The 18,344-nt window shown below is 33.6% G+C and carries 20 protein-coding genes; 17 read left to right on the top strand and 3 right to left on the bottom strand.

The annotated features are described in order from the left end of the window. The first annotated feature begins 266 nt into the window (after positions 1–266). From ACLBXA_RS05830 to ACLBXA_RS05815, 4 genes are all read left to right on the top strand, one after another. Entirely contained in the window at positions 267–2,117 is a 1,851-nt protein-coding gene (locus ACLBXA_RS05830) for a sigma-54-dependent Fis family transcriptional regulator (protein WP_447617138.1), read from the top strand. Positions 2,118–2,229: 112 nt separating this feature from the next. Then, a complete protein-coding gene (locus ACLBXA_RS05825) occupies positions 2,230–2,487 on the top strand; it encodes a DUF3977 family protein (RefSeq protein ID WP_000873825.1) in 258 nt (85 codons plus the stop codon). Positions 2,488–3,205: 718 nt separating this feature from the next. Continuing rightward, positions 3,206–4,303, top strand: coding sequence for an L-dopachrome tautomerase-related protein (locus tag ACLBXA_RS05820; RefSeq protein ID WP_069355723.1), 1,098 nt, complete (start codon positions 3,206–3,208; stop codon positions 4,301–4,303). Between the two features lie 515 nt (positions 4,304–4,818). Further along, positions 4,819–5,256: an NUDIX domain-containing protein gene (locus ACLBXA_RS05815; RefSeq protein WP_447617137.1), complete on the top strand. Its 438-nt coding sequence runs from the start codon at positions 4,819–4,821 to the stop codon at positions 5,254–5,256. A gap of 35 nt (positions 5,257–5,291) precedes the next feature. Here the strand turns inward: ACLBXA_RS05815 and ACLBXA_RS05810 are convergent, their stop codons facing one another. Further along, positions 5,292–5,903 (bottom strand): TetR/AcrR family transcriptional regulator, encoded by a 612-nt coding sequence (locus tag ACLBXA_RS05810; protein ID WP_000798548.1) that lies wholly within the window; start codon positions 5,901–5,903, stop codon positions 5,292–5,294. A 159-nt stretch (positions 5,904–6,062) separates the two neighbouring features. Between ACLBXA_RS05810 and kynU the strand changes: the two genes are divergently transcribed. The 5 genes from kynU to ACLBXA_RS05785 all read left to right on the top strand — a co-directional run bounded on the left by kynU (position 6,063) and on the right by ACLBXA_RS05785 (position 10,530). Beyond that, positions 6,063–7,349, top strand: a complete 1,287-nt coding sequence (gene kynU, locus ACLBXA_RS05805) for a kynureninase (RefSeq protein ID WP_332277405.1) — start codon at positions 6,063–6,065, stop codon at positions 7,347–7,349. A gap of 2 nt (positions 7,350–7,351) precedes the next feature. After that, complete coding sequence (gene kynB / locus ACLBXA_RS05800; protein ID WP_332277404.1) at positions 7,352–7,981, top strand: arylformamidase; 630 nt, start codon at positions 7,352–7,354, stop codon at positions 7,979–7,981. A 32-nt stretch (positions 7,982–8,013) separates the two neighbouring features. Further along, positions 8,014–8,853: a tryptophan 2,3-dioxygenase gene (gene kynA / locus ACLBXA_RS05795; protein ID WP_000661959.1), complete on the top strand. Its 840-nt coding sequence runs from the start codon at positions 8,014–8,016 to the stop codon at positions 8,851–8,853. A 119-nt stretch (positions 8,854–8,972) separates the two neighbouring features. Further along, on the top strand, positions 8,973–9,890 hold the full coding sequence (locus ACLBXA_RS05790) for a serine hydrolase domain-containing protein (protein ID WP_000346246.1): 918 nt from the start codon (positions 8,973–8,975) through the stop codon (positions 9,888–9,890). A 16-nt stretch (positions 9,891–9,906) separates the two neighbouring features. Continuing rightward, entirely contained in the window at positions 9,907–10,530 is a 624-nt protein-coding gene (locus ACLBXA_RS05785) for a Pr6Pr family membrane protein (RefSeq protein ID WP_001213866.1), read from the top strand. 48 nt (positions 10,531–10,578) lie between these two features. Here ACLBXA_RS05785 and ACLBXA_RS05780 read toward each other — a convergent pair whose 3' ends face one another. Continuing rightward, positions 10,579–10,911, bottom strand: coding sequence for a DUF3889 domain-containing protein (locus tag ACLBXA_RS05780; RefSeq protein ID WP_000749154.1), 333 nt, complete (start codon positions 10,909–10,911; stop codon positions 10,579–10,581). A gap of 145 nt (positions 10,912–11,056) precedes the next feature. Here ACLBXA_RS05780 and sleB point away from each other — a divergent pair, with 145 nt between their 5' ends. The 7 genes from sleB (at position 11,057) to ACLBXA_RS05745 (ending at position 16,508) form a co-directional block, all read left to right on the top strand. After that, a complete protein-coding gene (gene sleB / locus ACLBXA_RS05775; RefSeq protein ID WP_001249046.1) occupies positions 11,057–11,818 on the top strand; it encodes a spore cortex-lytic enzyme in 762 nt (253 codons plus the stop codon). A gap of 15 nt (positions 11,819–11,833) precedes the next feature. Continuing rightward, entirely contained in the window at positions 11,834–13,174 is a 1,341-nt protein-coding gene (gene ypeB, locus ACLBXA_RS05770; protein WP_000943737.1) for a germination protein YpeB, read from the top strand. 26 nt (positions 13,175–13,200) lie between these two features. Continuing rightward, positions 13,201–13,797, top strand: a complete 597-nt coding sequence (locus tag ACLBXA_RS05765; protein ID WP_000854051.1) for a YhcN/YlaJ family sporulation lipoprotein — start codon at positions 13,201–13,203, stop codon at positions 13,795–13,797. A 106-nt stretch (positions 13,798–13,903) separates the two neighbouring features. Beyond that, positions 13,904–14,260, top strand: coding sequence for a hypothetical protein (locus ACLBXA_RS05760; RefSeq protein WP_000976437.1), 357 nt, complete (start codon positions 13,904–13,906; stop codon positions 14,258–14,260). Positions 14,261–14,270: 10 nt separating this feature from the next. Then, the gene (locus ACLBXA_RS05755) at positions 14,271–14,783 is read left to right on the top strand and encodes a GNAT family N-acetyltransferase (RefSeq protein WP_003278429.1); all 513 of its coding nucleotides are present in this window, start codon (positions 14,271–14,273) and stop codon (positions 14,781–14,783) included. Between the two features lie 104 nt (positions 14,784–14,887). Continuing rightward, a complete protein-coding gene (locus tag ACLBXA_RS05750; protein WP_001070855.1) occupies positions 14,888–15,943 on the top strand; it encodes an aromatic acid exporter family protein in 1,056 nt (351 codons plus the stop codon). 28 nt (positions 15,944–15,971) lie between these two features. Next, positions 15,972–16,508 carry a DUF1697 domain-containing protein gene (locus ACLBXA_RS05745; protein WP_000158573.1) on the top strand — a complete coding sequence of 179 codons (537 nt, stop codon included), beginning with the start codon at positions 15,972–15,974 and terminating at the stop codon, positions 16,506–16,508. Positions 16,509–16,552: 44 nt separating this feature from the next. On the opposite strand, the gene ACLBXA_RS05740 is transcribed toward ACLBXA_RS05745, so the two are convergent. Beyond that, positions 16,553–16,957 carry a hypothetical protein gene (locus tag ACLBXA_RS05740; RefSeq protein WP_001093136.1) on the bottom strand — a complete coding sequence of 135 codons (405 nt, stop codon included), beginning with the start codon at positions 16,955–16,957 and terminating at the stop codon, positions 16,553–16,555. Between the two features lie 209 nt (positions 16,958–17,166). On the opposite strand from ACLBXA_RS05740, the gene ACLBXA_RS05735 reads away from it, so the two are divergent. Further along, the gene (locus ACLBXA_RS05735) at positions 17,167–18,336 is read left to right on the top strand and encodes a ParM/StbA family protein (protein ID WP_000025620.1); all 1,170 of its coding nucleotides are present in this window, start codon (positions 17,167–17,169) and stop codon (positions 18,334–18,336) included. The last annotated feature ends 8 nt before the right edge of the window (positions 18,337–18,344 follow it).

Genomic DNA, 18,344 nt, shown 5'->3' with positions numbered 1-18,344 from the left:
TAGCATCCACTATTTTATTTGCAATAGCCGTGATTGTTTTCTTTATAAACGGTAATCCACAAAAGTGGTTTTGGTTATGTATTTTCTTTGCTTCCATTATACAAAATATAGTGCTACTAAAAAAGAATAAAGAAGTGCATTAAGATATTCAAATTATTAACATATTTGTGTCGTCTTTCTAGTTTTATTGAAAACGCTTTTATTCAGTTTTATAATAAAAGTATGTTTTTACAGATCTCCAAAACAATGAATAGGGAGATGATACAATGTTAGCTTCACCGTTTTACTTACATACATGGAAAAAGTTTATTAATGAAGGAGTCCTTGATTCGAACCGTATAAACGAAAGAATTTCAGAGTCATGGCATCGATGTAAACAAGCAAATGTGAATCCTCACATGAATAAAGGTCAGAAAATTTTGTCTTCTAATTTTTTTCAAGATCAAAAGAAAAAGAGTGAAATCTTCCTAGATATCGCAATCCCTCAAATACAAAATATGAGAAAAACCATTGATGAACTACAAATGATGGCATTATTAATCGATCCAGATGGTTATGTTCTATCGTTAAGTGGAAATAAACAAACGTTAAAGCGAGCGAAACATATTAATTTTATTGAAGGTGTAAAATGGACGGAAGCAGCTGTGGGGACAAACGCAATAGGAACAGCGCTAGAAATTGAAGAAGCTATTATGATAAGTGGTACTGAACATTACTCCGTGATATCTCATAGCTGGAGTTGTGCGGCTGCTCCCATTCATAATGATGACGGGAAATTAATTGGTGTTCTAGATTTCTCCTGTCCAATTGAATTTTCGCATCCATATATGCTCGGTATGGTAACTTCAATTGCACATGCGATAGAACGTGAATGTAGCATAAGAGTTCATCAAAATGAATTACACTTAATTCATCGTTTTTTAGATGTCATTGATAGTGATGAACAAGTAGTTATTTGTAATCATCGTGATGTTATCGTTTCTGCGAGTAAGAGCGTTCGTGAACGAATAAATAATTGGTCAAGAATGAAACTTGAAGAGTTAATGCACCATGGATTAGAAACTAAATTAGAGATACCAGTATATAGTAATGAAAGAATGATTGGGAAATGTATGTATTTAAAGGAAAACGAACAAATGAATACATATTCTGCTCTCACATTTATAAAAGGAATTACTTTTCCAGGAGTTACTGGGACAAGCAGAGCATTTCAACACACACTAGAAGAAATTAAGCTTGTTTCACCGACTGATGCTAGTGTGTATGTATGTGGTGAGACAGGAGTGGGAAAGGAATATGTCGCGAGAGCGATTCATGAAAATAGTCCAAGAAAAGACGGGCCCTTTATAGCTGTTAACTGCGGTTCTTTGCCTAAAGAATTAATAGAAAGTGAATTGTTCGGTTATGCTGAAGGTGCATTTACAGGTGCGCGACGTCAAGGATATAAAGGGAAATTTGAACAAGCGAATGGAGGAACATTATTTTTAGATGAAATTGGTGAAGTACCACCAGAGATGCAAGTAGCATTATTGCGTGTTTTACAAGAACGTACAATAACTCCAATAGGAAGTTCAAAAGAGGTACCAGTAAATATTCGTATTATTACTGCCACACATAAAGATTTACTACGGTTAGTAGAAGAAGGGAAATTCCGTCAAGATTTATATTATCGTTTGCACGTTTATCCGTTATATGTTCCATCGTTAATAGAAAGAAAAGAGGATATCCCATATTTTATACAACACTTTTGCGAACAGAAGAATTGGAATGTTGTATTTCCGAAGAGTATTTGCAATCAATTTTTACAACATACATGGCCCGGAAATATTCGAGAACTAGTAAATGCATTAGAACGCATTTACATTTTGTCGCAAGGACGGGAAATATGCGAAAAACAAGTCGCTCTTTTGATACAAACAATGATGGGAAATCAACAACAACTTGAGTTACAAGTTGAAAATAAAACCGAACATACATTGAATTTTCGTGAAAAAATACAGCGTGATAGCATGATTGAAGCATTAGAAAAGACAAACGGAAATGTTTCATTAGCTGCAAAACTATTAGATGTACCCCGTAGTACATTTTATAAACGAATGCAAAAATATAAGTTATAAAGTAGATTTTTGTAATCTACTTTTTCTTTGTGGGCTCATGTTCTGTCGGAATGTGCGCTTACCGGGGAAATAATAGAACAGTTAGAAATTAATTTCCGAAAGGGGGACTTATGTGAAGTATATTGAAATTGGCTTCGGAAATAGGTGGTTCGTCCGAACAGAAACTGAAAATAAAGATGGAACTGAATTTGAGGAACGAGGAATTATAAAACCTATTTATTTTGAGTCTTTATATGTACGAATTTGGTTTCGGAAAACGTGTTTTATTTTTGATACGAAAGAAGGGTTTAAAAAAACTAAGAAGAGGAGGATTGAATATAAATTTATAGTTGGAATTGTAAGTAGAATAAATAAAGAAAAAGTGTGCTGATATACGTTATTATATTGACCAGGAAATTCTTTGGACTTATATTAAATTCATAAAAAGCAATTTTACTAAATATAAATTGTTAATAAAACCACTAAAAATTATTATCAAGACCTAAAAGCTAAAAATCCTAAAAAAATAAAGGTGAGCGCATATTAGTCATGTATAATATGTACTCACCTTTATTTTCTTGTTCAAAGCACCCGTTAGTCACTCATGGAACATGGAATAAAGTGTGGTATTGATTTGAAATAAAGTTTGATAATTTATAAAAAAGATTGATAAACCCCTGTATTAATATAAGATTTTTCTTTTGCCCCTTAAATTTCAGTTGTATTGTTCAATTAAAGGGCCAGAGTGTTGAGGAAACAGGAATAATAAGAATACTCAAAAGATTGTTTGTGAAGTGTTACACTTAAACTAACGGGCAGTTTAGCTTAAGTACATTTTTTCACAATTTTAAATGGGGAAATTTCCCCATTTTTATACCAGCTTAACGTTGATTCGGGAATGTTGAACTTCGCTACCTGCTAATTGAATTCTACTTCATCTGGAGACCTTTAAATTAAAATGTTTCCTTTCTTCTGACAGACTTATTAAATTTCGAAAACAATCAATTCAATCATCTTTTCGTATAGAAAAACTTATTAAGAAACATGCACTAGAAAAAATATAAATCATATATAGGAGATATCCCGTTTGAATGCTTGAGGAGGATATTATGAAACCTATGTTACCTAGTGAAAAATATTTCGGTAATTTAGAACTAGTTTATGCATTTTATGGGGCTATGCCTACAGGTGTTACTGTTTCAGAAACCGGTCGTATTTTCATTTGCTTTCCGAAATGGGGAGACGATGTTAAATTTACGGTGGCGGAAATTTTTGAGGATAAATTGCAGCCTTATCCTAATTTACAAACCAATTTGGTTAACCCCGAGAATATCCCAATGACTTTCATCAGTGTCCAAAGCGTAGTTGCTGATGGAAGGGGAACGCTTTGGATATTAGATACAGCGGCACCCAATTTTTCTGAACCTATTAAAGGGGGGGCAAAATTAGTCGCTGTTGATTTAGAAACCAATACAATAAGAAAAGTATATACCTTTACAGAAGATGTTGTCCTGCCTACAACTTATCTGAATGATGTCCGTTTTGATTTTCGTGTTGGAAAAGCAGGTTATGCCTATATAACGGATTCTTCTTCAAGAGGACCAGGAGCTATTATCGTCGTAGATTTATCAAATGGAAACGCGTTTAGACGGTTAAATGGAGCAAATTCAACTTCACCCGATCCCTATTTTTTACCGAAAGTAGAAGGTCAAATTTTAATGAATCGAAACAAAGACGGTTCAACTTCTCCATTTAGATTGGCGTCTGATAGTCTTGCGATTTCTCCTGATGGAAAGATATTATTTTTTGCTCCACTAACCAGTCGGCATTTGTTCTCGATCTCAACAGAAGCCCTGAGAGACAGAACGATATCGGACATGAATTTACCTTATCATGTGGAGTATTGGGGAGAAAAAGGTGCGTCTGATGGAATGATCACTGATGCAAAGGGAACTGTTTATGCTGGAGATTATGAAAACAACAGTATCCGTAAGATATTGCCAAATGGCATAATGGAAACTATTGCACATGATCCGAGAATTTTGTGGCCGGATACTTTTTCAATTGGTCCAGATCAATATTTGTATGTCATTGTGAACCAATTACATCGACAGCCTAGATTTCATTATGGAAAAGACTTACGACAGAAACCTTATAGTTTACTTCGTATCAAAATTGATGAATTTCCTGCTCCGACCTTTTCATAATAAAAATAGTCAATTAATTGTTTTCATTGATAGAAAATGATCAAACTTTTTTATAAAACCAAAACATAAACCTGCTGGATAAGAATCCATTTTGATCAATCTTTTTCAAAATGGATTCTTTTTATTTACCATAGAATACGGGTTAACACGATATTTTTAATCAAACTTTATTTTAAAATTACGAAGGAACTCATGAATGTTTTAAAAAATATGGTGAAGTAGTAATACCCCAACTTATGAGTGAAATTAATGAAAAGTTAAAATGGGATGTTGTTAGTTATGTAGATCATAAGGAGTATGCTTTATGGCCACTACTAAAATATTTTAAAAAGATAATTAAACAAGATTCACAAGAATGGAAAACGCGAGGTTTAGAACTGTATAAATTATCTAGTGTAGCAGATATAAAGGGGAGTAATTTTCTTATCCTTTCTATATAGAAATTGCTATTGGTATTATTATACAATAGGTGTCAGAAAATACAGTTGTTTATTATTGGAGTGAGAGAGAATTATATGTCGATGTCGCTATATTATAAAAAAATCCGTGAGCAATTAGGCCATGAACTAATTCTAATACCGAGTGTAGCTGCTGTTATAAAGAATGGGCAGGGAGATATTTTGTTTCAATATCCTGGCGGGGAATACTGGAGTTTGCCAGCTGGAGCAATTGAACTTGGGGAAACTCCAGAAGAAGCAGTAGTTAGGGAAGTTTGGGAAGAAACAGGATTGAAAGTACAAGTAAAAAAACAAAAAGGAGTATTTGGAGGAGAAAAGTACCGCCATACATATCCGAATGGTGATGAAGTAGAATATATTATTGTTGTGTTTGAGTGTGAAGTTAGCGGTGGCGAGTTGAAATCGATAGATGGTGAATCGTTAAAACTAAAATATTTCCCTTTATCTGAAAAGCCCCTTTTAGCATTGCCATACCCAGATAAAATATTTTTATAAATGTAAAATAGCACACCGTATTTATTGCAGGTGTGCTATTTATATAACCCCGTCGTATACATTTCCGTCAATGTATGTACTATCTCTTCTAACTCTAATTTTTTATCATTTTTCACAATCGCCCAAAGAAACATCTCATTCATTGCGAACCAAGCACGTGCTACAATTTCTTTATTTAATTCAGGCTGTGCTAATCCACTTTCTTGAGAGTATGTAATATCCTGCGTAATATTGTTTATGAAGCGTTCCCGTATCTCGTCCCATTTTTTACGTATCTCTTTTGATAATCCGATTGCTTCTTCTACAACTTGTAAAATAGCTCGTTCTTTCTTTGCTAGTTGGAGAAATGCTCTAACTTGATTTCGAATCATTTTATGAGCTTCTTCCTTCGTTTGAGGCAAAAAGGAGCGCTTGGCAATATTATGAAATTGATTCATAACATCTTCCATTAAACTAATTAGGAGATCGTCTTTGTTTTTGAAGTATACATATGCTGTTCCGTAACCGGTTTCTGCATGTTTAATAATTTGTGTAATTGTCGTTTTTTGAAATCCGTTACGTATAAAAATAGTGTAACCAGAGTGTAGTAGTTTCTTCTTCGTTTCTAAGGAGCGGTGTTTTCTTGATGAAAGAGTAGAGTTTTTCAAAGAATCACCTCTTCATACTGAAATGTCTGAAAATATAACTGTATTGTAAAAGAAGTTCATATATAAAGTCAACTGACATAATATCATTGACGTTATATCAATTAAGGTGCTATATTTCAATTAGTTAGAATAAAAAGAAAATTAAGAGAAGGTGACACCATGTATAAAGAACCATTTCAACCAACTTATGAGTATGCGCTTGAATGTGATAAACATGATGAACTGAAAGATTTTCAAACTGAATTCTATAAAAAAGAAGGTACTATATATTTAGATGGAAACTCATTAGGGCTACTTTCAAAAAGAGCAGAGAAATCATTACTTACGTTGCTAGATTCGTGGAAAGAATATGGAATTGACGGTTGGACTGAAGGTGAGCACCCGTGGTTCTTCCTTTCAGAGAAATTAGGTAAACTTACAGCCCCTCTTATTGGAGCTTTACCGGAGGAAACTATTGTAACCGGTTCTACGACTACAAATATACACCAAGTTATTGGGACGTTTTATGAACCGAAAGGAATACGTACAAAAATACTTGCGGATGAATTAACTTTCCCGTCAGATATTTATGCACTTCAAAGTCAAATACGTTTAAAAGGATTAGACCCAGATGAGCATCTAGTAAGAGTGAAAAGCCGAGATGGTAGAACACTTTCTGAAGAAGATATTATTCATGCGATGGAAGATGATATCGCTTTAATTTTATTACCTTCTGTTTTATATAGAAGTGGTCAAATTCTTGATATGAAACGTTTAACAACGGAAGCACATAAACGAGACATTCATATCGGATTTGATTTATGTCATTCAATAGGATCTATTCCGCATCATTTCAAAGATTGGGATGTTGATTTTGCTGTTTGGTGCAATTATAAATATTTAAATGCAGGACCGGGTAGTGTTGCAGGACTTTATGTAAATAATAAACATTTTAATAGACTGCCAGGGTTGTCTGGATGGTTTAGTTCTAAAAAAGATAAGCAGTTTGATATGGAGCATACATTAACAGCCGCTGATCATGCAGGTGCTTATCAAATTGGTACACCTCACGTATTAAGTATAGCACCATTAATTGGTTCTCTTGAAATTTTCAAAGATGCTGGTATTGAACGTTTACGTGAGAAGTCTTTACATATTACGAGATACATGCTGAATTTAATTGATCATGAATTAAAAGATTTCGGATTTACAATTGGAAATCCGTTAGAGGATGAAAGTCGAGGCGGGCACATTTATTTAGAGCATGCAGAAGCAGCACGTATATGTAAAGCGCTAAAGGCAAATGGAGTAATTCCAGATTTTAGAGCGCCAAATGGAGTGAGACTTGCGCCGGTCGCTTTATATAACACATACGAAGAAGTGTGGAAATCTGTACAAATATTAAAGGGAATTATGAAAGAAGAAAAGTATAAGCAGTTTGAAAATAAGCGAGAGGTTGTGGCATAAGTATGAAAACATCAGAGTGGATTGATATTTCACAACCGCTAAATAATAATATTGCAACGTGGCCAGGAGACACACCGTTCTCGTATGAAGTTTCATGGTCAAAAGAAGAAAGTGGCTCGGTAAATGTCGGAAAGTTAACGATGAGTATTCATACAGGCACTCATATTGATGCACCATTTCATTTTGATAATGATGGAAAGAAAGTATTGGATTTAGATGTTCAAGTTTATGTTGGCCCAGCACGGATTATTGACGTTTCTAATCTTGAAAGCATCGGGAAAAAGGAATTAGAAAACTTTCATTTAGAAGGTGTAGAACGATTATTATTACGTACATCTTCACATGGAAAAAATGAAGAATTTCCAGATGTGATCCCTCATTTACGTGCAGACATAGCACCTTTTCTATCAGAGAAAGGTATTCGTTTAATCGGAGTAGATGTACCATCAGTTGATCCGTTAGATGATAAAGAATTAGCAGCGCATCATCAATTATTTAAACATGGAATTCATATTTTAGAAAATGTCGTATTAGATCATGTAGCAGACGGTGATTATGAACTTATTGCATTACCACTTGCATTAACTGATGCAGATGGAAGTCCAGTTCGAGCCGTTATTAGACTAATATAAGTAGAATTATATAAAAGGGGAGTTTGGCTAATATGAAAGAAAATGAAAAAGTAATTATGGAAAAAGGGATTCATACGGATTTTAAAGAGAATATGACGTATGGGGAGTATTTACAATTAGATAGTTTACTATCTTCTCAAAAAAGATTATCGGACCATCATGATGAAATGTTATTTATCGTTATCCACCAAGCAAGTGAGCTTTGGATGAAGCTCATTTTACATGAGCTAAATGCGGCGATTGAATCTATTAAACAAGATAAATTACAACCAGCTTTTAAAATGTTAGCACGTGTATCGAAAATTCAGTCTCAAATTATTCAATCTTGGGATATTCTTGCGACATTAACACCATCAGAATATATTGAGTTTCGTGATTCACTCGGTCAAGCTTCAGGTTTTCAATCGTATCAATATCGTATGATTGAGTATGCACTTGGCTATAAAACGCCGCACGCATTAAAAATTTATGAAAAGGATCCAGAATTACATGCACGACTTCATAAAGCGCTACATGCACCAAGTCTATATGATGTCGCGATTCAAGCATTAGTAAAAGAAGGATTCCCTATTCATAAAGATGTGTTAAACCGTGATATTACGCAGCCTTATGAAGAAGATGCAACAGTAGAAGCGGCGTGGTTAGAAGTGTATGTGGATGTGAAAAAATATTGGAATTTATATCAGCTTGCTGAAAAATTGATTGATATTGAAGACTGGCTACAACAATGGCGTTTCCGTCATATGAAAACAGTAGAAAGAATTATTGGACATAAAATGGGAACAGGTGGATCCTCCGGTGTTTCTTATTTAAAACGAGTACTTGATCAAAGATTCTTCCCAGAGCTTTGGAATGTTCGTACGAAATTATAAAAATAAACCTGTCAGTTCATTATGGCTGACAGGTTTATTTTTATTTGAGCACAATTATGTTTAAAATGAAGTAACAAGATATAATAAATGGAGTAACTATTTAAATGGAGGTAAAGTTTTTGGATTTCAAGCAACTAGAAAATAAATTCGAAAAGAAAAAAGTGAATACATTTCTTGTTTATCAAAAAGGGGAATTAACAACTGAGTATTATAAAACACCTGAATGTGCAAATAACTTATATAAAATAAATTCGATTACAAAAAGTATCGTATCTTTATTAATTGGTATTGCAATTGATAAGGGCTATATAAATGATATACATACACCGATTACAGAGTGGATTGAAAATGTACCTGGGGAAAAACATGATTTGACGCTTTATCACTTATTAACAATGACTACTGGTGAGGATTGGAAAGAGTTTGGGAATGGAGTAGTATTCCCAAATGACTTTGTAGAATCAGAGAACTGGGTACAGTACATATTAGAAAAGCCAATAATTGAAAAACCTGCTACAAAAATGAATTATAATTCAGGTTCTTCTCATTTACTGAGCTATATTATTCAAGAAGCTACTGGAATGTCGACAGAGCGGTTTGCAAAGAAATATTTATTTGATCCATTAGAAATTAACGAATACGAATGGCAACAAGATCCGCAGGGTATATATGTTGGCGGCTTCGGTATGAAAATGAAATCTACAGATTTATTAAAATTAGGAAAATTATGTTTACAAAATGGATATTGGAATGGGAAAGAAATTGTATCAGCACAATGGTTAGAAGAGTCAAGCAGGGCGCAATTTGAAACATATGAACATGTCGGTGCCTATGGATATCACTGGTGGGTATTACATAACGAAAGATTTCACATACCGTATTGTATATATTTCGCTATGGGATATGGCGGACAATACATCGTTATCATTCCTCAGTTAGAAGTAGTAGCTATTATAAGTAGTCATATGCCAAAGCGTGGGCTCGTTCCATTAAAATTATTTATTGAGCATGTACAGGGAAATTCTAATTATTTATAAGAAAAGGAGGGAATGTATGAGGGGTGAAAAAACTTTATCTTTATTTAGATTATGTTTAAGTCTTCTAGCATGTAGCGCCATTATTACGCAATTCATAATCAGGGCACAAGTGAAACCGTTCAATCCAGTTAACTTTTTTAGTTTCTTTACGATCGAAAGTAACATTTTAGTTGCATGTATTCTCCTTTTAAGCAGTATCGGAACAGCTACATTTGGTCGATCAGAGCAGTTTGGTATACTTCGTGGTGCGGCAACGGTATATATACTTACGACAGGACTAATTTATTTTTTACTATTAAGAGGATTAGAAGAATCACTTCAAACTGCAATACCATGGGTAAATACGGTGCTGCATTATATCATGCCAATTACCATGCTTTTAGATTGGATTTTAAATCCACCAAATAAGAAAATCACCTGGAAAAAAGCTGCAAGTTGGCTCTTATTCCCGTTTTTTTACGTTGTATATAGCTTATTACGTGGTCCAATCGTAAATTGGTATCCATATCCTTTTTTAGATCCGAGAATAGGAGGATATGGTAGAGTCCTTTTATATAGTATAGGGATAGCTGTTGTAATTGGCGCTATTTGTATATTGGTAAGATTTTTAGGGAATCGAAATTTTAGGAAAGAATTTTAGAAATGCAAGAACCCCCACTGTTTCTGTTTTTAACAGTGGGGGTTCACTTTATCTACTCGTCTTCTGAAACGACAACTTTATAAATTTCTCCGTCTTCGTTTCAAATTCTACATCAACAAAAACACCATATTCTTTTCCATCTTCACGTAACCACAATTTAAATTTTTCAACAGTTATTTGAACTGTTTTGGGTTTTCTACCTATATGTAGATAATCAATAATTTCTGCTTTTGGGTATTGTTCTTTCGTCTTTTCTACGGCAAGTTTACCCCATTTGGCATACGGCGGCTGCGCATGAACAATTGATGAGCCTGTATATATATTTGAACATGTTGTTAGGAACAGAATGACGAGTGCGACACGTTTTAACGATTTTTTCATGATGAACTCCTTTTATCCTTTTTTTATATTGTTTACATATTTTTTCAACGATATTAGTTTGGATTTTTTTGTCTTCTTTACATAAAAGCGAGGCTTTTACAAAACATAACCAAGAAATCATTTCTGTAATTAAGGAGGGAAAAGTATGCGCCAAAAAGCTATTTTTAAAATAGCAGTTTTACTTGCGTTCATAGGACTGTCTTTAATGGTCAGTAGTATACAACTAAAGAATGTAGAAGCTTTTTCTAATCAAGTCATTCAAAGAGGAGCATCTGGCGAAGATGTCATTGAACTGCAATCTCGTTTGAAATATAACGGATTTTATACGGGAAAAGTGGATGGTGTTTTCGGATGGGGTACATATTGGGCACTTCGGAATTTTCAAGAGAAATTCGGATTACCCGTTGATGGTTTAGCTGGAGCTAAAACGAAGCAAATGCTCGTGAAGGCAACGAAGTATGACAAGTCCACTGCCAATAAAGGAAATAGTGGTAGTACTGCACAAAAAAATAAACCATCTCAAAATAAAGGGACAAATGTTCCGAATGGTTATTCGCAAAATGACATTCAACTCATGGCAAACGCAGTATACGGGGAATCACGTGGTGAACCGTATTTAGGACAAGTTGCAGTAGCTGCTGTTATTTTAAATCGTGTTACAAGTGCATCATTTCCAAATACCGTTTCAGGAGTAATATTTGAGCCAAGAGCCTTTACGGCAGTTGCGGATGGGCAAATATATTTAACGCCAAATGAAACAGCGAAAAAAGCTGTATTAGATGCGATTAATGGATGGGATCCAACAGGAAATGCTTTATATTATTTCAATCCAGATACTGCGACTAGTAAATGGATTTGGACTCGTCCACAAATTAAAAAAATCGGTAAACATATTTTCTGTAAATAGAGCGGAGGTGGGACAATGTTACGAGGTATTATCATTGTATTATTAACAGTCGGTGTAGTAGGAACAGGATACTGGGGCTATAAAGAGCACCAAGAGAAAAATGCGGTTTTAATTAGAGCGGAAAATAGCTATCAACGTGCATTCCATGATTTAGCATACGAAGTCGATTTATTACACGATAAAATTGGCACAACACTTGCGATGAATTCACGATCATCTTTATCACCTGCATTAGCGGATGTATGGCGTTTAACATCTGAAGCTCGCTCAGATGTAGGGCAACTTCCTTTAACATTAATGCCATTTAATAAAACGGAAGAATTTTTAGCGAATATCGGTGATTTTAGTTACCGTGCAGCCATTCGTGATTTAGAAAAAGAGCCTTTAAATGAGCAAGAATATAAAACGTTGCAAACTTTATATTCAAATGCAGGAAATATACAAGATGAACTAAGAAAAGTACAACATCTTGTTTTGAAAAATAATTTACGCTGGATGGATGTAGAAATGGCACTTGCATCAAATCGCGATCCAGCAGATAACACAATTATTGATGGATTGAAAACTGTAGAGAAAAACGTAACATCATATTCTTCTACAAACTTCGGACCGACCTTTACAAGTGCGCAAAAAAATAAAAAAGGCGGATTTGAAGCGCAAGGAAAGGCAATTTCTAAAGATGAAGCGGCGAAAATTGCAAAATCGTTTTTGAATTTAAAAGGAAATGAAAAAGTAGATGTTGAGAAAAGCGGAAAAGGTGCGAAAGAATCTTTCTATAGTGTGAAAATTAAAGATGAAGCAACGAACAATGAGTTTTATATGGATATTACGGGAAAAGGCGGATATCCAATTTGGGTTATGAATAACCGCGAAATTAAAGAACAGAAAGTTAGTTTAAACGATGCAGGTAGTAAAGGTTTGAAATTTTTAAAGGACCATAAGTTTAATAATATGGAGCTTTATGATAGCTCTCAATATGATAATGTTGGTGTGTTTACGTATGTAGTAAATGAAAATGGAGTACGAATTTATCCAGAAGCAATCCAAATGAAAATTGCTTTAGATGACGGTTCTATCGTAGGGTTCTCCGCAAAAGAATATTTAGCGTCGCATCAAAAACGAACAGTTCCATCGGCAAAGTTAACTGTAGCAGAAGCAAGAAAGAAAATCAATCCGGATGTGAAAGTAATGGAAGAACGTAAAGCTGTAGTAGTCAATGATTTGCATAATGAAGTACTTTGCTATGAATTTGTAGGTACTTTAGGAAAAGATACGTACCAAATATTCATTAATGCTAATAGTGGGGCCGAAGAAAAGGTAAAGAAAATGCAAGCTGTTGAAAAAATTTATGATTAAACCTTAATAGTGAAGTGGTGAAAATAATGAAAACTCTAATATATATATTGATGCTTTGCTTCGTTATAACTGGATGCAGTATTGGAAAAAAAGACAATCCAAACGAAAAGCCGGAACAAAAAAATGTCTCAATGAAAAATGTTAATTATACGAATAAATTAAATAAGCCAAATGAAAAAGCAGCAGATCATTTAGCATCTTTAGCTGCAAGTGTGCCAGGTGTGAATGATGCGACAGCCGTAGTAGTCGGCAAATATGCAATTGTAGGTATAGACGTAAAAGCAAAACTTGATCGAACTCGAGTTGAATCAATTAAATACTCTGTTGCAGAAAGTTTAAAAAATGATCCTGACGGTGCTAATGCAGTCGTTGTAGCAGATGTTGATACGTATGAACGCCTCAAACAAATTGGAAAGCAAATTAAAAAAGGAAAAACAGGTGAAGGTATACTAGATGAATTAGCGGCTATTGTGGGCCGAGTAATGCCACAAGTTCCAAATGATATGATTGAAAATAGAGAAACGAATCCAATTAAAGATAATGATAAACAATTACCAAAAGATGAAAAACAAGAGCTAAGAAAAGAACAGGATGATCAATCAAATAATCATTTGAATAAATGAAATTAGCCTCGTACTTAATTGTACGAGGTTTTTGAATATAATATTAAATATTCAGTTTATTTTTAAGGGAATATATGGTTTAATTATGATGGGAGGGACAACTGTTATGATGAAAAAAAGCGCATGTATATTGTTTAGTTTTTGCTTAGGTTTCAGTATGACAGCGTGTGAACAGAGAAAAGAAGTGAAAAATCAAACAGCAACTTCTTCTACTGTGATGGAAAGGCAACAGAAAGCGTCTATCAATATAAACCATTTCTCGAACATAAATGAAGGAATGACTTATACAGAAGTAAAAGATTTAATTGGTTGTGAAGGGGATTTACTTATAGAAGAAGGGGTAGAGCATTCTACACAAATTAAACAAATTTTTGCTTGGAAAGGAAACGATCCAAATTCATTTGTTGAAATTACCTTTTTAGATGGAAGAGTGCATTCAAAAGTACAGCAAGGTATAAGTTAATAAGCAAAAAATGGGAGAGTTTAGCATGAACATACACACAGGGGAAATTCAATTAGTTCCGTATAAGGAGAAATATAAAGAAGTTATTCAAACATTTACTTTACCAAGTGAACAAGTTCAGTTTACATCAGATCCAAGCGCATTACTGGAGAAAGCAAAAAGTGATCGTACAAAAAATGTGATTGTTATTTTAGATTACAATGGGGTACCGGTTGGTCTTTTCGCATTGCAAACGGGAGATAGAGTAAAGGAGTTTACGGATAATGAGGATGCTTTACTTTTAACATCATTTTCTATTAATCACAATAGACAAAGAAAGGGATACGCTAAAAAGTCATTGTTATTATTAGAAGAGTTTGTAAAACGTTATTTTCCAATAAAAAATGAAGTTGTACTTGCTGTGAATGAAAGAAATATTCCTGCACAAAATTTATATGCAAAAGTCGGCTTCCAAGATAAAGGTTTTAGAAGAATGGGACCAATTGGCCAACAAATAATAATGCATTTACCTATAATGAAATAATGAGATAGAAAACTTACTCTTGAATATTCATGTAGTAGGTTTTTTTATTTTAACAATATATAATATATGTATATAAAATGAAACAGAAATGAAGGATATAAAAAATGAATCAAGATAGACAATGGAATATTGTTGGGGGAAGAGTGATTAAAACTGGGATTGCAGTTTTTCTTACAGTGTTAGTTTGTAAATTTTTTAACATCCCAACTATTTTTGCTGTAATAACAGCAATTGTTACAATTGAACCAACTGCAACAGACTCAATAAAAAAAGGGTTTATTCGCTTTCCGGCCTCAACAATTGGATCGGCATATGCCATGACTTTCACATTTTTCCTAGGCCATCAAGCAATTTCTTATGCATTAGCTGCGATGTTTACGATTGTTACATGTCAAAAACTAAGGTTACATGCGGGAACATTAGTCGCGACTTTAACTGCTGTAGCTATGATTCCAATTACGGCAGATCATTATTTTACTGCATTTTTAATTCGTTTAGCTACTACATCTACTGGTATTATAGTATCTACTTTAGTGAATTTTTTCATTTTCCCACCACACTACACGAAAACGATTTTTGGATGTACAGAGGATCTATTTGCTAAAACAGCAAATATTATGGAAGAATGGATTACTGCATTACTTGCAGGAAAAGGTATGAAAAAGGAGACAGCTCAGGATCTATCTAAATTGACTTTATTATTGCATAAGGCGATACAATTTGTTCAATATGAGCAGAAAGATTGGAAATATCATCACCATACAAAGAAGGAAATGAGAAGCTTTTTACTTGTACAAAAGCAATTGCATTTATTACAGCAAATCATTTACCATATAGATAATTTAGCTCGAGTGTCAATTGAGACCTGTGACTGGTCACAAAGTGAAAGGGAAATATTACAACAAACAACTTATTCTATAATTGCTATATTGAGAAACCGTTGTAATGAAATTGATGAGGAACATTTTAAACTTATTGCTGAATTAGACAAGCAATTTTGGAGTTATAAAAATGATTTAAAAGATTATAAACCAGATCATTATCATCACCATTTTTCAAGTGAATCTATTATTTTATTTGAGGTATTATCTATTCATGATATGTTAGAAGAATTAAAACAAATATCCGAGAAATATGAGTGGGAAAATCAATTCAGTTGATAAATTCATTTTATTGTGGGGGAATAATATGACAATTTATGTTGCACTACTAAGAGGAATCAATGTCGGTGGACATAAAGTAATCAAAATGGCTGATTTAAAACGATTGTTTGAATCAATAGAATTAAAACATGTGAAAACATATATACAAAGTGGTAATATCGTGTTCGAATCTGAGGAAGGTATAAACTTTCTAAAGGACCGAATACAATCTGAAATGAAAAATGAATTTGATTTCGATGTTCCAGTCATGCTAAGAACACATGATGAATTTATAAATATTATTAAACAATGTCCGTATGAAGTTCATTCATTGTTAGAAGGAGAAAGTGTTCATGTTGCTTTTTTAGCTAATGTACTTTCTGAAGAAGAGAGTAGTAAATTGCTTACATTTAAAAGTGAACTTGAAGATTGCTATATAGATGAGAAGGTTGCTTATTTGTTTTTCAAAAATAGCATTCGAAATTCTAAATTAATGAACCAGTTTCAGAAGTTACATACACCAGCTACAGTTAGGAATTGGCGGACTGTGAATAAATTAAAAGCAATTGTAGAGAGTATGTAAATATAAAAAGATGAGGTTTTCTACATGTAGAAAACCTCATCTTTTTACTTATATTGTTTTGCAACTATGAGTTCGACAATAGGATAAATAAAGAATGAAGAGCAAATTGCGATGAACAGAGGGAGGTTTTTAACGCCATCTAAATTAGCCCCCATAGAAAATCCTTCGGAGAAGATTAATAAAAGGAACATTATAACTACAAGCACAAAATACGCAATTTTAAAGCTTTTATATGTAATTTGTTGGCCCATTTCATCTTGACTTTCTTCTGATACACCGTGGGGATCTCCCCAAGTAATGTGATTAATTAAATTACTAAGTATTAACGAAATAGCAAAAATCGTACTACCCAAAATAGAACCTTCAGTGATGTATTTATATGTGCCATGTACTATTATTGCAATTAATGCTAAAACAATGATGATAAAAATAGTTTTTTTAGTATTCAATAAATAATTGCCCCCCTCGATTGTAAAAAACTCTTTACAAATATAAGTATAAAATTGGAAAAGTATCATGTCAAATACTTTTTACATAAAATATGTAAGTATGCAATATTTTGGTTTTATGATAAATAAAAAATTACAATACATTTGAATGTAAAAGAATGGGCTCGCATATATTTGGAAGGGATGTCAGATTAATTTAGGGGGTAGTTATGTCTATACTTTTAAAAGCTGGTGCAGATGCAGGAAACAACGGTTTGAAGTTAATGGTGAAAGGGCAAGACCCTATTTTTATTCCGAGTATTTATTCTTTATATATAGGTGAGCCTACAGGACTCTTAGATGAGGTAGATGTTTCATTATCTGAATTAGAAAACCACATTGATGTGACTATAAGTTCGCCATCGTTAATGCTAAATAATGTACGATACATCGTTGGAGAAAAAGTCATTCAAGATCAATTAAAAGGTACTGAGGTAGAGAAGAAATCGAATAAGTCAACGGATGAGTTAATGGTTATTACAATACTATCAGGTTTGGCGGTAAGCGCTATGCGTCAAAGTCCAACTTCTAGCCATATTAATATTCGTTATGATTTATCTGTCGCTCTTCCTATGCAGCTTATTACACAAGAAATAGCTGCTGAAAATGCAAAACGTTATATGGGAAATCATAAGGTTATTTTCCATTATCCGAACGGACGGGATGTGACAATTAATGTTTCAATTGAGTTTTGTAAATGCCTGCCTGAGGGCGCATCTGGGACGTGGGGCATTGTATACGATGAAGAAGGAAATGTTGTGAAACATAAAATAGAATGTGAGCCGAATCAAGTTTCTGAAATTGATTTTGTAGATAAGACTCTACTCTCTTTTGATATTGGTGCAGGGACGACAGAAGAAGTTGTTTCATTAGGGGTAAATTTCCGTCCGCAACTAAGTAAAGGTTTATCTTATGGTGTAAAAGAGACGTTATTACAAATTATCACGAGATGGAACCGAAAGTATCCAACTAAGACGATTGATAGTATTACAGAATTCAATCAAATTTATTTAAATGATAAGCATCCGAGAAATACCTTATTAGTTGAGGAATCACAGCCGGCACTATTAGGTTTAGCAGCTCGTGTTGCAACAGATATTATAAATAAAATTGATGATATGAAAGACGATCCATACGTGTTTATTTATGGCGGTGGTGCAGTAATTATTAAAAACAGTTTAAAAATGATTTTAAAGCAAAAAGGACGACTCAAAAATGTAATCTTTGTAGATAATCCGTTATTTACCAATGCACGAGGATTATTAGTCTATACTTGTTCGCCAAAATATAGAGAGCATAAGCAAAAAGAGTTAGGATTTACAAACTTAACGATAAGTTAGTTGGTGGA

The sequence above is a fragment of the Bacillus sp. D48C genome, from assembly GCF_053345735.1.
Note: the sequence above shows the minus strand (reverse complement) of the source record. Positions and strands in the feature narration are given on the sequence as shown.